This is a genomic window from Desulfatitalea alkaliphila (assembly GCF_022968795.1).
GTDB lineage: Bacteria > Desulfobacterota > Desulfobacteria > Desulfobacterales > Desulfosarcinaceae > Desulfatitalea > Desulfatitalea alkaliphila.
On sequence record NZ_JALJRB010000012.1, the window covers coordinates 57,230 to 70,350 of the forward strand.

At 60.3% G+C, this 13,121-nt stretch carries 15 protein-coding genes; 1 reads left to right on the forward strand and 14 read right to left on the reverse strand.

What is annotated here, in order from left to right:
• Positions 1-33 precede the first annotated feature (33 nt).
• From flgA to flhA, 8 genes are all read right to left on the reverse strand, one after another.
• Positions 34-1,032, reverse strand: a complete 999-nt coding sequence (flgA, locus tag MRX98_RS11940) for a flagellar basal body P-ring formation chaperone FlgA (RefSeq protein ID WP_246908374.1) — start codon at positions 1,030-1,032, stop codon at positions 34-36.
• 8 nt (positions 1,033-1,040) lie between these two features.
• The gene (gene flgG, locus MRX98_RS11945; protein WP_246908386.1) at positions 1,041-1,829 is read right to left on the reverse strand and encodes a flagellar basal-body rod protein FlgG; all 789 of its coding nucleotides are present in this window, start codon (positions 1,827-1,829) and stop codon (positions 1,041-1,043) included.
• Between the two features lie 63 nt (positions 1,830-1,892).
• On the reverse strand, positions 1,893-2,633 hold the full coding sequence (flgF, locus tag MRX98_RS11950) for a flagellar basal-body rod protein FlgF (RefSeq protein ID WP_246908388.1): 741 nt from the start codon (positions 2,631-2,633) through the stop codon (positions 1,893-1,895).
• Between the two features lie 214 nt (positions 2,634-2,847).
• The gene (locus MRX98_RS11955) at positions 2,848-3,390 is read right to left on the reverse strand and encodes a helix-turn-helix domain-containing protein (protein ID WP_246908391.1); all 543 of its coding nucleotides are present in this window, start codon (positions 3,388-3,390) and stop codon (positions 2,848-2,850) included.
• Between the two features lie 13 nt (positions 3,391-3,403).
• A complete protein-coding gene (locus MRX98_RS11960) occupies positions 3,404-4,162 on the reverse strand; it encodes a FliA/WhiG family RNA polymerase sigma factor (protein WP_246908393.1) in 759 nt (252 codons plus the stop codon).
• A gap of 69 nt (positions 4,163-4,231) precedes the next feature.
• Entirely contained in the window at positions 4,232-5,128 is an 897-nt protein-coding gene (locus tag MRX98_RS11965; RefSeq protein ID WP_246908410.1) for a MinD/ParA family protein, read from the reverse strand.
• A gap of 4 nt (positions 5,129-5,132) precedes the next feature.
• The gene (locus MRX98_RS11970) at positions 5,133-6,611 is read right to left on the reverse strand and encodes a flagellar biosynthesis protein FlhF (RefSeq protein WP_246908413.1); all 1,479 of its coding nucleotides are present in this window, start codon (positions 6,609-6,611) and stop codon (positions 5,133-5,135) included.
• Positions 6,601-8,628, reverse strand: a complete 2,028-nt coding sequence (gene flhA / locus MRX98_RS11975) for a flagellar biosynthesis protein FlhA (protein WP_246908415.1) — start codon at positions 8,626-8,628, stop codon at positions 6,601-6,603. Before flhA ends, MRX98_RS11970 begins: the two co-directional genes overlap by 11 nt.
• Here flhA and MRX98_RS11980 point away from each other — a divergent pair.
• On the forward strand, positions 8,603-8,845 hold the full coding sequence (locus tag MRX98_RS11980; protein WP_246908418.1) for a hypothetical protein: 243 nt from the start codon (positions 8,603-8,605) through the stop codon (positions 8,843-8,845). The two genes, flhA and MRX98_RS11980, sit on opposite strands and share 26 nt — an antisense overlap.
• Positions 8,846-9,372: 527 nt before the next feature.
• On the opposite strand, the gene flhB is transcribed toward MRX98_RS11980, so the two are convergent.
• The 6 genes from flhB to fliN are packed head-to-tail and all read right to left on the reverse strand — an operon-like array spanning position 9,373 to position 13,119.
• A complete protein-coding gene (gene flhB, locus MRX98_RS11985; protein WP_246908421.1) occupies positions 9,373-10,434 on the reverse strand; it encodes a flagellar biosynthesis protein FlhB in 1,062 nt (353 codons plus the stop codon).
• Between the two features lie 20 nt (positions 10,435-10,454).
• A complete protein-coding gene (gene fliR / locus MRX98_RS11990; protein WP_246908425.1) occupies positions 10,455-11,234 on the reverse strand; it encodes a flagellar biosynthetic protein FliR in 780 nt (259 codons plus the stop codon).
• A gap of 26 nt (positions 11,235-11,260) precedes the next feature.
• Positions 11,261-11,530: a flagellar biosynthesis protein FliQ gene (gene fliQ / locus MRX98_RS11995; protein WP_246908428.1), complete on the reverse strand. Its 270-nt coding sequence runs from the start codon at positions 11,528-11,530 to the stop codon at positions 11,261-11,263.
• 13 nt (positions 11,531-11,543) lie between these two features.
• Entirely contained in the window at positions 11,544-12,335 is a 792-nt protein-coding gene (gene fliP, locus MRX98_RS12000; protein WP_246908443.1) for a flagellar type III secretion system pore protein FliP, read from the reverse strand.
• On the reverse strand, positions 12,332-12,760 hold the full coding sequence (locus MRX98_RS12005; protein WP_246908447.1) for a FliO/MopB family protein: 429 nt from the start codon (positions 12,758-12,760) through the stop codon (positions 12,332-12,334). Before MRX98_RS12005 ends, fliP begins: the two co-directional genes overlap by 4 nt.
• A complete protein-coding gene (fliN, locus tag MRX98_RS12010) occupies positions 12,757-13,119 on the reverse strand; it encodes a flagellar motor switch protein FliN (protein ID WP_246908450.1) in 363 nt (120 codons plus the stop codon). The genes MRX98_RS12005 and fliN overlap by 4 nt, the downstream gene beginning before the upstream one ends.
• Positions 13,120-13,121: the final 2 nt, after the last annotated feature.

Consider the following 13,121-nt stretch of genomic DNA (forward strand, 5'->3'; position numbering starts at 1 on the left):
CATCGATCGCCAAAACGATGGATGGGCGACCTTCTAATAAGCGATTTCAACCGTCTGCCCATCCACCACCCGGGCATGGATGTCCATGCGGGAACGGGCATTGAGCAATCGAATGGTCTCGCCGACGGCGCCGTTCTCCTGGGCCACGGCCTGGGTGGTGATGCGCAAACGCTCGCTTTCGACCACCACTTGCACCACGTCCCCCCGACGGATCACCGGCGGCTGGTGAATATGATCGCTGCGCAGCACGCTGTTGGCCGCAAGAGGGCGGCTGGTCCGCTGTCCCAGCACGTCTTGCGGGTCGAAAACGGCGCTGGTCGGCACCCGCGCGAGATTCATGCGTTCGGTTTTCAAATCCGCCGCCGTGATGGGTTGATTGCGCCCCAAGGGTTTGGCCGCCAACACCACCTCCTGCCACACCTCGATGTAAGTGGGCACGCTGACCCGCTGCGCCACCTGGCCGTCCACCAGGATGTTCACCCGGAACGGCACGGCGCCCAGCCAATTTACGTGTTTGGGCGCGTTCACCTGAAAAGTGACCCGGCCCGGCGGCACGCGATGGTCCTGGTGGTATCGGATCGGACGCAAGGTCATCTGTTCGGCGCTCCAGGGGGCATGGGTTTCGATGTGCGAACGCACCGCTTCCACAATCCGTTCGGCTGTCACGCCATGGTGATTGCGCAACACTTTCACCGGGCCGCTGTCCCGGATATCGAATCGGGCCGGGTCCAGATCGTTTTGCTTGAGCCGCATCTCTATTTGGCCCCGGTGGACCAAGAGGGACTGGCCCGGCAGCGGCGAACGGCCTACCTCGACGGCCTGCAACCGCTCCAGCGCCGCACCGTCCAACCCCAGGATGTCGGCCACCGTGCCGAGGGTGATGACATCCTCATCCACCGTGGCATCGGGGCTCAGCACAATGCGGATCGGATCGGTCGCCGTGGCCGTCATGCCGACAGCGGGCATGAGCAACAATGTGACCGTCAAAATCAATATAGCAATATGACTGTAATTTTGGTGTTTTTTGCCCATTATCTCAACTATCGCTTCAAGTTGTTGGCCACCTGCAGCATGTCGTCGGCCGCCTGAATGGCCTTGCTGTTGATCTCGTAGGCGCGCTGGGCCGTGATCATGTTGACCATCTCGTCCACCACGCTCACGTTGGACATTTCGAGATAGCCCTGGGCCAAGGTACCGTAACCCTCTTCGCCCGGCTCACCCAAAATGGCATCGCCGGAGGCATCGGTACGCACGAAAAGATTGCGCCCGATGGCCGACAGGCCGGCCGGATTGACGAAGCGCGCCAGCTCGATGTTGCCGATGTCCACCGGAATCTCCTGTCCGGCCTGCAAAATGGAAACGGTGCCGCCCGTGCCGATGGAAACCGCTACCGTATCGATGGGGAAATTGATTTCCGGTTCGATGAGAAAGCCGTCGGGGGTGACCATGCGCCCCTCGCCGTCGATTTTGAAGTTGCCGGCGCGGGAATAGGCGATTTCACCATTGGGCTGAATGATCTGAAAAAAGCCCGACCCTTCGATGGCGATATCCAGATCGTTCTGGGTGTGCTGGAAATCGCCCTGGGTGAACAATCGCTGGGTGGCCACCGGCCGGGTGCCGTGACCCACCTGGATGCCGGTGGGCACCTGGCTGTCCCCCGCCGTTGTGAATCCCGGCGGCCGCATGGTTTCGTACAGCAGATCCTGGAACTCGGCACGGCTGCGCTTGAAACCGGCGGTGTTGACGTTGGAAAGGTTGTTGGCGATCACATCGATGTTCAATGTTTGCGCCTGCATTCCCGAAGCGGCGGACCAAAGACTGCGGATCATGGCGTTTACCTCTTGATGGTGTGTTCCGTTTGGCTCATGTGATCGGCGATTCGCATGAAACGTCTAGCTCGCCTTGCCGACCTCGTTCACGGTTTTGGCCGTGGCCTCGTCGGCGGTGCGGATGATGCGTTGATAAGCTTCGAAAACCCGCATCGTCTCGATGATTTCGGTCATGGTGCGAATGGGGTCCACATTGGAGCTTTCCAGGTGCCCCGGCACCAGGTGCATCTCTTCCGGCGCGACGGCTTGCGCCGCCTCGCCCTGTTGGGGCACGAAAAGGGTGTCGCCTTGTTTGGTCAGGGCATAGGGCTCGGCAAAATCGACAATCTGCAGCTCTCCCACGCCCTCTCCGTCCACGAACACCTCGCCCCGCTCGTTGATTTCCACCCGGCCGCCGTCAATGGCGATCTCCCCGCCCTGCCCCACCACCGGCCAACCCTCGGGCGTACTCAACACCCCTTCCGCGTTGACGGTGAAATGGCCCTTGCGGGTGAATTTGGGGCCCTCCGGGGTCTGGACCTCGAAAAAGCCCTTGCCGGCAATGGCGACGTCCAAGGGGTTTCCCGTGCGGGTGAGGGCGCCGCCACGAAAATCGGTGCGGGCCTCCATGGGCGGCGCGTAGGGGGAGATGCGCCCGGGCCCCATGGCCGGTGGATCGGGCATCTCCGCTTGCGGCATGCGAAAAATCGGCTGGTCGGCCTTGAAGCCGGAGGTGTTGACATTGGCCAGGTTGTTGGAGAGCATGTCCAGGCGCATTTGTTGCAGCAACGCACCGGCTGCCGCTTGATATATGGTGCCGCTCATGGCCTTCCTTTCATGGCGAAGAGGCGTGTTGAAAATGTCCTATGGATAGAATTGCAACCATTATGCCAGCACCTATTTAATCATATCTTTCTGTAATTAATGGACTATTTATTGTTCTCCGCTGTCATGACCGTCATTCACCCGGCAACATTTGCCGGGCCGCCGTCAAAAGGGCCGGGTCGTATCATGCGTTCAGGTGTCCTTCCGTTGTGCTTCAGGCGACGGCCTCCAGGCGTCCGCCCTTGGCACGGGTGTCGCCGGCGTGCATTTTGAGAGCGATGTGGACCTCCATGGTGGAGAGGCCCAAACGATAAGCAATCTCCTCGGCGGGCAGACCTTCGTCGGCCAAGAGGAGGACCTGTTGGGCCACCGGCAGTTCCTGTTCGTCCGGCTCGGGCGCAGTGCCGGGTGACGGTGTCGCCGGCTTTTCCGCGGCAGGGACGGAACGCGCCGGCGCATGCATGGTCTCGGTGGGCATGGCATATGTGATCAAGGCGTGCAGCTTCATGCGTTCGGCTTCGATCATGGCCATCAGGCCGTCGAACACCGTGTCGATCTGCTGCTCGAGCAGTTGACGGTGGATGGTGGCCGTCACACTCCGGGCGGAAGCCGGATTTTCCACCGGTCGAGGCGCACCGGCGAGGATTCGCCGTTTGCGCCGCGTGCGCAACAGCCCCAAGGAAAGCAGCAACAGGCACAGGGTCGGAACGCCGGCGGCGGTCATCACCAGCCATAGGGGAATGGACATGCTCAACATAGCAACTCCTTTTTTATTCGCTCAGTAATCCGTCTTTGCGCAATTTGCCGCGCAAGCGCAGAACGGCCTGGGAGTGGATCTGGGAGACCCGCGACTCGGTGATCTCCAACACCATGCCGATCTCCTTCATGGTCATCTCGTCGTTGTAATACATGGAGACCACCAGGCGCTCTTTCTCCGGCAACTGCTCGATGTGCCGGGCCAGGGTGCTTTTGACCTCCTTGATGGTGGTCAGGGAAAGGGCGTCGTCTCCGTCGCTGTTGACCAGGCTGTTGAGAAAGCCCTCCTTCTCGTCCCGGGCCGTGTAACCCAGCTCTTCGAAGCTGACGAAGGAGATGCTGGACATACGCTTGACTTGGTACAGCTGGTCCAGATCCATCTCCATCTCCTCGGCCACCTCATCATCGGAGGCTTCGCGGCCCAACTGTTGCTCCAGCTTCAGGCAGGCCTTTTCCAGCGCGCGGATCTTTTTGCGGGTGGTGCGGCCCAGGAAGTCGCGGGAGCGCAATTCGCTCAACACCGCCCCCTTGATGCGGAAAACCGCATAGGTCATGAACTTGTTGTCCCGGCTGGGATCGTAACGCTCGATGGCTTGAATCAAGCCGATGATGCCCACGTTGATCAAATCGCCCACCTCAACCGTCGGCGGCAAATGGGTGGCGATGCGGTTGACGATGCGATTCACGTAAGGCAGGTATTCGGCGATGATTTCATTGCGCAGGAGGTGATCGTCCTTGTCCAGCGTTTTGAGTTGGGTATCATTCACTGACATGCTGCTCCCCGGTTTTGTCTGAAGGGTCCGGTTCATCCGGCCCTTGCGAAAGGCTTTTGCAATAGTGCCTCAGGGCAATTCGGTCATGTTCCACTGCCGCATCCGTCCGCTGCGCGCCGAATGGGGGGCGGCGGCGATCTTGCGCGCCAGCGCCGCGAAGTTGCGGCTGGCTTTGGACAGGGGCGCCATTTCGGTGACGGCCTTTTGCCGCCGAACGCCCTTGCGGACCTGTTCGTCGGTCAGGATGCAACCGTAATATTCCATTGAAATATTGAGGAAACGATCCGCCACCAGATTCAACTGGCGATACACCTCCTCGGCCTCCTGGTCCGTGGCGGCGGCGTTGACCAGCAACTTGAAATGATCGGTGCCGTACTTGACCGACAACACCTTCATCATGGCATAGGCATCGGTGATGGAAGTGGGCTCCGGCGTGGCCACCAGCAGGATTTCATCCGCATTGATGTTGAAATAGAGCACATTGCTGGAAATCCCGGCGGCCGTATCGATGAGCATGATATCGAAATCCTGAATGTAGGCTTCCAGTTGGCCGAACACCCGTTGGCGCTCTTCCATGGTCAAGGCGGTCAGGTCCTGGATGCCGGAGGCCGCCGGCAGGATGCGAATGCCGCCGGGTCCGGTCACCACCACTTCGGCAAGCTGCTTTTCGCCCCGCACCACGTGGGACAGATTGTAACGGGGGGTGAGCCCCAGCAGCACGTCCAGGTTGCCCAGTCCCAGATCGGCGTCGAAGATCAGCACCTTCTTGCCGAAGCGGCGCAGGGTGTAGCCCAGGTTGGCGACGATGTTGGTTTTGCCCACCCCGCCTTTGCCGCTGGTGATGGCGATGATTTTGGGAAACCGCTGCCGGCGTTCGGTGGGCGGCTCCTCCGTGGACGGGGTCCATGCCGGTTTGCGGGAATCGAGACGAATCACTTTACTGTTGGAGGCATCGCTGCAGTGCATAGGGTTACTTCCTGCCACCGGCGTATCGGGCTTGCGCCGGCCGATCAATGGTTTTGGGAGCGAGAAGGGAGGCGCAGCACATGCGGCAGGGCTTGAATCCCTGGGCCATGGCGTCGGTGCCGTCCCTGAACAGCCAGACATTGTCATCGTTGATGCGCTTGACCGCTTTGCAGTCGCGCTGGTGAAAGATGTCGGAATTGCGGTTGGCCACATATCGCCCTTGCACCGATGATTGCGACGGCGGCCGGGTAGCGTCGGCGTTGTCCGTTTCCGGGTTCGCTTGCAGCCCCTCGTGCTGCTCCTGCACATTGTTGAACAGCCGTTCGGCCACGGCACGTGCCCCGGCCACCTGCAATCCTTCAGGCAGGCGGGCATCGCAACCCAGGTACACCAGGGGCCAACGACGGCTTGCCACCTGCTCCAGAACCGGCCCGAAACGGTCGCACCAATCCAGATGGGTGGGCAGCAGACGGGTGACGCCCAGTGGTCCGAAAAAATCGCTCACCCGCTCCATGGTCCTGGATTGGGTCGTTGCATTGAACACCAGGTGGACATCGGCCTGGTCCAATGTCATCAGCATCCCAGCCAGCCGTTCCCGTGGTGCCAGGGCAAGGGGATCCAAACCCGGGGTGTCGATCACCACCAGGTCGCAATCGTCAAAACAAGCCAGGGCCGACTGGAGTTGATCGCTGTCGCGCGCCGTTTGCAAGGCGACGCCCATGAGGTTGCAGAACCGTTCCAATTCCACGGTGCCCGCTATACGCTGGTCGTCCAGGCTGATGACCCCGACCGACTGTTTGGCATAGAGCACGGCATGGCCTGCCATTTTGGCCGCCACGGCGGTTTTGCCGGCGCCCGCGGGTCCCACCAGCACCACGATCCGGCGCGCTTTGCGCATCGCTCCGCGCACCGGCGCCACCCAGCCGCGGGCCTCGATGATCTGAACGGCGGCGGCCAATGTCTCGTCGGGATCCGTTTGATCGTCCGCCGCCACTGCGGTGATCTGGTCGGCCAGTTCCGTCGCCAAGGCGCGGCCCATACCCCCTTCGCGCAACCGATCATAGACGGACACCGGGGCATTCGCGACGGGGTCGGCCACCGGCCGATCGGCGGACTCGGTCATCAAACGAATGAACTTGGGCTTGAGTTTCTCTTGTCCCGTGCGGGTGATGGGAGTGTAGCGCTGCAACAGATGGGCGATCCCCCCCGCCGGCCGGGCGCCGTTGCCTTGCCCGGAGGCTGCGGCCTTTTGACCGGATACGGTATCCGCTGCGGCCGAGACCTCGTCGAGCGGGTCCGGCGCCACCGCCGCCGGATCGATGGCGGCCGTGACCACCACCTGCCCGCCGCGCTTGCCGCCCAGCAACCGCCCGGCCTTGCCGGCGGTCTTGGCGGAAAGAATGACGGCCTCCTCGCCGAACTCCTTTTTCACCATGCGCAGGGCCTCGGACATGCTCGAGGCTTCGAAACGTTTAATCTTCATCGGTCAGCTCCGCGACGCCTATGGATTGAATGCGCGTTGTCGGCAGGATCTCTTCGTAAGCCAACACCACCATCTGGGGGATGAAGCGATCCACCAATTTTTTGAAATGCCCCCGCAATTGGCCCGAACAGAGTACCACCGGCTGCAGATTGCGGTGGGCGAACTTCTCCACCTGCTCGGCCAGCCGCTGCATCAACCGTTGGGCCGTCTGGGGCGACAGGGTAATGAACTCTCCCTGGTCGGTACGCTGCAACGACTCGGCGATACGCCGCTCGGCCCCCTGCCCCAGCACCACCGCCGACAACTCCCCTTCCGGCGTCTGGTACTGCCGGGTGATGGTACGGGCCAACGCCTGGCGCACATATTCGGTCAACAAATCGATCTGCTTGATCGACGGCGCCCAGTCGGCGATGGCCTCCAGGATGGTCAGCAGATCGCGGATGGGCACCTGTTCAGTGAGCAGGTTCTGCAGCACCCGCACCACGCCGCCCAGGGACATCTGCGTGGGCACCAGTTCGTCCACCACCTTGGGGTGGGTCTCCTTCAGGCTGTCGAGCATCTGCTGCACTTCCTGGCGCCCGATCAGCTCATGGGCATTGCGCCGGATCACATCGGAAATGTGGGTGGTCAACACCGTGGGCAGATCCACCACCGTGTACCCCTTGGCGATGGCTTCTTCCCGGTTGCTCTCCTTGATCCAGTAGGCGTCGATGCCGTAGGCCGGCTCCTTGGTGGGGATGCCGCGCAGGTTTTCATCGGCATGCCCCGGATTCATGGCCATGTAGTGGTGCAGCATCATGTCGCCCCGGGCCACCTCGTTGCCCTTGAGCTTGATGCAATATTCGCCCGGCTTGAGCTGCATGTTGTCCTGAATGTGAATGGAGGGCACCACGATGCCGATCTCCTGGGCGATCTGACGACGGATCGACTTGATGCGGTCCAGCAATTCGCCGTCCTGCTGGGCATCCACCAGGGGAATGAGGCCGTAGCCGATCTCCAGTCCCAGAATATCCACCGGGGGCAGCGGCTTGAAAACATCGGCGGCCCCATCGGCCGGCGCTTCGTCCACCGTATCGGGCAGTTCGGCCTCCCGGGCCTGCCGCTGCCGTTGCGCTTGCAGCAGGGTGTAGGCCAAGCCGCCGGCCAACAAGGAGAGAATGAAGAAAGGTGCCGTGGGCAACCCCGGAATGATCCCGAAGCCGAATAGAATGGCCGCCGCCACGAACAGCGCCCGGGGCTGCATGAAGAGTTGGCTGCCGATCTCCGACCCCAGGCTGCTCTCCGCCCCGGCCCGGCTGACCACGATGCCGGCGGCCGTGGAAATGATCAGGGCCGGTACCTGGCTGACCAGCCCGTCGCCCACGGTCAACAAGGTGTAGGTCTGGGCCGCGTCGCCGAAGGACATGCCGTTTTGGAATACACCGATGGCAAACCCGGCGACGATGTTGATCAGGGTGATGACGATACCGGCGATGGCATCGCCGCGCACGAACTTATTGGCGCCGTCCATGGCGCCGTAATATTCCGACTCGCGGGAAAGCAGGCGTCGCCGTTCGCGGGCCTCCTGCTCGTCGATCAAACCGGCGTTCAGATCGGCGTCGATACTCATCTGCTTGCCCGGCATGGCATCCAAGGTGAAGCGCGCCGCCACCTCGGCGATGCGCCCGGCGCCCTTGGTGATGACCACGAAGTTGACCACCACCAGGATCAGGAAAACGATCACCCCCACCAGGTAGTTGCCGCCCACCACGAAGCTGCCGAAGGCCATGATGACCCTGCCGGCGGCGGAAGCCCCCTCGTTGCCGTGCAGCAAAATCAACCGCGTGGAAGCGATGTTCAGCGCCAGGCGAAACAAGGTGGCCAACAGCAAAATGGAAGGAAACGCGGAAAAATCGAGCGGCTTAATCACATACATGCCCACCAGCAGAATCATCAGGCCGAAGGTGATGTTGAAGGTGAGCAGCAGGTCGAGCATGGCGGTGGGAATGGGAATGATCATCACCATCAGAATGCTCATGGCGGCAAATCCCATGGCCACATCGGTGTTGCGGGTAAAAAACGCGAACAGCCCGCCGGGTGATGATTTTTCCGCTATTTCCATGAATAACCTTGCGTGGTTGGCAATGATTCGAGACGACACCCCGGTTTTTGCATTTTCCATGCCTGATTTTCGGGCATCCCAATTTTTTGATTTCCCGCTCCAGGGCGAGCTTCAGAGGCTTGAAATGCAATAGAATATGGGTGATGGGGGTGTTATTGGCGAAGAGGAAGGGAGGGGTTGGGGGGCGTCAAATTTTCGCCGCATAATTTAAATAGATAGTGTTAAGTTTTAAGTGTTAAGTTTTAAGTTAATGTATTCTATCGATTATATGGTTACAGAGGTTTGGGGAAGTGGTGCCGTTGCACCTTTTGGAGGCGTTATGACCGATTTCGAATGCACTGTGGTGGGCATTGATGCCCGGGCACGGCATGCCGTGCCCCTAAGGGGGCAGATCTTGCAGTTGCGACAGGGGCAAGACGCAAGTGACCGGATACGGCAAACGGTTTCGGATGGTCGGTTGCGTTTCAATCCGCGAGGGTCACGGGATGCCATGACCCAAATTATAGGATGCGCTGACGAAGGAAGCGCATCTGTTGGCACACAGCACATCCCCACACCGCCCGAACCCCACCCAACCTTCCATAATCGATAGAATTCCTTAACTTAAAACTTAAAACTTAACACTTAACACTTAAAACTTAACACTTAAAACTCTATAACTTACGTCAACCCCTTCAATCGGTACACATACGCCAAAATCTCGGCCACGGCCTTATACAGATCAACGGGAATATACTGGTCGATCTCCACCGATTTATACAGCGTGCGGGCCAGGGGTTTTTCCTCGATGACCGGGATGTTGTTTTCGGCGGCGATCTCCTTGATCTTTTGGGCCACGTGGCCGGCGCCCTTGGCCACCACCATGGGGGCCGGCATGCTGCGTTCGAATTTGATGGCGATGGCCAGGTGGGTGGGGTTGGTGATGACCACCGTGGCGTCGGGCACCTGGGACATCATCCGACGCTGGGCCATCTCCCGCTGGGCGGAACGGATGCGGGAACGCACCAGGGGGTCGCCTTCGCTTTGCTTGTGCTCGTCCTTGACCTCCTGTTTGGTCATGCGCAGGTCCCGCTCGTGCTGCCAGCGTTGGAACACGTAATCCAACGCGGCCAGGATGATCAACACCAGGCAGGTGAAAAAACCCATCTTCAGCGCCACGCCGCCGACGTAGGCCAACACGGCGGGAATGCTCAGCTCCACCATGGCCGGGATAAGTTCCAGTTCGCGACGGACGACGGCGAAGGCCACCGAGCCGATGATCAGCACCTTGAAAACCGACTTGAAAAGTTCGATCAGCGAGCGCAGGGACAACAGGCGTTTGATACCCTCGATGGGATTGAGCTTGCTCAGTTTGGGCTTCATCTTCTCGCCCGTGATCATGAAGCCGAACTGGGAGACATTGCCGGCGATGCCGGCCACGGCCACCACCATCAAGAGGGGGGAGAGCAACAGGACCACTTTTTTGAACAGTTGCCAGAACATGGCATGGGTGGTCGTGGCCCCCATGTCGGAATAAGTGATCTGCAGAAACACGGACCGCATGATTTCACCCAACTGGCCGAACATCCAACCACCGGCGAAATAGAACACCGACAAGGCGCTGAGCAGCACGACCACCGAAGGTATCTCCCGGCTTTGGGCCACGTTCCCCTTTTTCCGCGCCTCCTGGCGCTTCTTAGGGGTTGCCGGTTCGGTTTTTTCCTGTTCGGGTTTTTCCGCCATGGTCCCTTCCTATCGGGATATCACTGAAACAGCCGCATCATGCCGATCACCGTCTGTCCCAGATCGACGAAAGCCCTGTGAAAATAGGCGGCGCAGAAAGGCAGCGAGAGCCCCAGGAAAAAGATGCCCATCAAAATCTTCAAGGGCATGGCCACGATGAACAGTTGCATCTGGGGCACCGTGCGGGCGGTCAAGCCCAGGGCCACGTTGGACAGCAACAGCGCCACGGTGATGGGCGCCCCCACCTTGAGGGCCACCACGAAAACATCACCGGAAAGGCTCATGAACAAAGGCATCAGCTGTTCGTCGAAGCGGGCGGCGAAGGGGGGGATCCGCTCGAAGGACGACATCAAGGCCATGATGAAATAGTGGTGGATGTTGAGGGCGAAAAAGATCAACAGGGCAAACAGGTTGAGAAACTGGGAAAGGATGGGAATCTGCAGACTGGAGGCCGGGTCCATCACATTGGCGATGGCGAACCCCATCTGGAAGCCGGCCAGTTGCCCCGCCAACTGAATGCCGGCGATGAGCAGCTGCAAGGTCAGTCCCACCGCCAAGCCAACCCCCACCTCGGCCAGCAATCCCATGGCCAACAGCCAGGGACTCGCCAGCAGCGAGGGCACCACAATATCCAGCCGGGGCACCAGCAACACACTCATGGCCACCGCCAGACTCGCCTTGACCAGCACCGGCACGTTGCGGGCTTCCAGAAACGGCAATGTGAACAAGATCGCCGCCACCCGCACCAACACGAACAGAAACATCTGCACCTGATCAAAAGGCAACCCCAAGGTAACCATGAACACTCCGAATCAACAGCACACCGTCAATGGATGTACATCGGCAAATTGACGAACAGGTTGCGGGCGAAATCGGTGATCAGCCCGATCATCCAAGGGAAGAAGACCAGCAAGGCCAGGGCCACCCCCAGCATTTTGGGCACGAACACCAGGGTCATTTCATTGATCTGGGTGGCGGCCTGGAAGATGCTCACCAGGATGCCGACGATCAGTCCCACGGCCAGCATGGGCCCGGCCAGCATGATGGCGGTCTTGATGGCGGTCAAAAATATGGAAGTGACGAATTCGGGCGTCATAATATACCGTCTCCTATATGGTGAAACTTCGGACCAACGAACCCACAATCAGGTACCAGCCGTCGGTCAGCACAAAGATCATGAGCTTGAACGGCAGGGAGACCATCACCGGGGGCAGCATCATCATGCCCATGGAGAGCAGCACGCTGGCCACCACCATGTCGATGATCAAGAAGGGGATGTAGAGCAAAAAACCGATCTGAAAGGCGGTTTTCAGCTCGCTGATGATAAAAGCCGGGATCAACACGGTGGTGGGCACGTCGTCCACGGTTTCCGGCCGCTCTTCCTTGGCGATCTCCACCATCAAGGCCAGGTCCTTTTCGCGGGTGTTCTGGATCATGAAGGCGCGAATGGGCGCCGTGGCCTTTTCCAGCGCCTCGGTGGCCGAAAGCTGATCGTTGAGATAGGGATCCAGGGCGTCCCGGTGCACCGCCTGCCACACCGGCGTCATGATGAAAAAGGTGAGAAAGAGGGTCAGGCCGATGATGATTTGGTTGGGCGGCAGTTGATTGGTGCCCAAGGCCTGGCGCAACAGGGAGAGCACAATGGCGATGCGGGTGAAACAGGTGACCATGATCAGGATCGAAGGCGCCAGGGAGAGCACCGTGAGCAGCAAAAAAATCTGTAACACCACCCCCACCCGGCCCGGATCGTCGCTGCCGCTCATGTCGATGCGCATGAAATTTGCCGCCGTGTCCGGTTCCTGGGCACCGGCGGACAAGGGCGCCAGCAACAGCAGGCCGATCAGCAACATGGCGGGCCACCAGCGTCGGCAGGGTATCCGGTAGAACATCATCCGTTTCATCTTCGGGCCGCCACGTTTTGCTGTTCGTTGGTCGGGGTGATCGCTTCGGCGCTGTGGCCGCCGCGCAGGGGCCGGGTGAGCCGTTCCAACTGTTCGCGAAAGCCGACGGCGGCCTGGCCGCTTTCCGAGTGGGTCAGACGGGCCACTTCGTCCGGGTCGTCGATGCGGGACAACAAGTTTACCTGCTCCGCGCCGATGCCCAACACCAGCACAGCGCCGGGCACCTGAACCACCATGATCGATTTCTTGACGCCCAGATGGTGACTGGCCAGCACCTTGACCAACCCCCGGCCGCCGCCCCCCACCGCGCCGCCGGGCAGACTGCGCCGGGCCCAGCGGTACAGGAGCCACAGCACCAGCAGCACCAGGGCCAGGGAGAGCACCATTTTCACGGCCGCCATGGTCAAATCAGGGCTATCGATCATTTCAGCTTCTCCAGTCGCTCCACCGGACTGATCACTTCGGTCAGCCGGATGCCGTATTTATCGTTGACCACCACCACGTCCCCCTTGGCGATCAGCCGGTTGTTGGCCATGATCTCCAGAGTTTCGCCGGCATTCTTGGTCAACTCGATCACCGACCCCTGGCCCAGTTTGAGCAGGTCGTGAATCATCATCCGGGTACGCCCCAGTTCCACCGAAATCTCCAGGGGAATGTCGAGGATGAAATCGAGGTTGTTGGGGCGGCCGCCGTCGCTGCGCGTGGCTGCTTTTGCGGCCGACGTCCGGGAAACATCGCCTGCGCCGTGCCCGGCCTCGACTTGTGCCTTGTCCGCTGTAGCCATGG